The organism is Pelorhabdus rhamnosifermentans, from assembly GCF_018835585.1.
GTDB lineage: Bacteria > Bacillota > Negativicutes > UMGS1260 > UMGS1260 > Pelorhabdus > Pelorhabdus rhamnosifermentans.
On the sequence record NZ_JAHGVE010000077.1, the window covers coordinates 1 to 799 of the forward strand.

The window sequence follows — 799 nt, forward strand, 5'->3', positions numbered from 1 at the left end:
ACTCCTTCATTTGAAAAATCATCAAAGCTTATTTATTGTAGTCGTAAAAACCTTTACCTGTTTTACGGCCAAGATAGCCAGCTTGAACCATTTTCTTCAAGAGCGGGCAAGGACGATATTTCGGATCGCCATAGCCATTAAATAATACTTCCATAATAGCGAGTACTGTATCATTACCAATTAAATCGGATAATGCCAGTGGTCCCATGGGATGATTAAAACCAAGTTTTGCAACTGTATCAATATCTTCAACACTTGCAACGCCTTCTGCATAAGCAAAAATAGCTTCATTAATCATGGGAATCATAATACGATTTCCAGCAAAGCCAGGTGCATCATTAATTTTTACGGGGGATTTTCCCAATTCTTTTGCGAGAGCATATACCTTCTCAAATGTTTCTTCACTTGTTGCTAAGCCTTTAATGACTTCAACCAATTTCATGACAGGTGCAGGATTGAAAAAATGCATGCCAATAAACTTATCTGGTCGTTTCGTTGTTGCTGCAACAGCTGTAATGGGGAGTGACGAAGTATTTGAAGCTAAAATGGTATAATCAGGACAAAGATCGTCTAGTGTCTGGAAAATTTCTTTTTTCAAATTCATATTTTCAACAGCTGCTTCAACAACTAGATCAACATTGCACGCGGCTTTATCCAATTCCACAACACCACAGATCCGTTTTAGTGTTGCTTCCTTATCTGCTGCAGCTAATTTTCCTTTTTCAACTAACTTACTAAGATTCTTATCAATCCCTTTTAACCCTTTTTGTACAAATTCATCTTTTATATCACGCAAAAC

Annotated in this window: 1 protein-coding gene; it reads right to left on the reverse strand. The window is 36.9% G+C overall.

Going from position 1 to position 799, the window contains the following annotated elements:
* Positions 1 to 28: 28 nt before the first annotated feature.
* A partial coding sequence (locus Ga0466249_RS25810; RefSeq protein WP_215832372.1) for a 3-hydroxybutyryl-CoA dehydrogenase occupies positions 29 to 799 on the reverse strand: 771 nt, incomplete at its 5' end.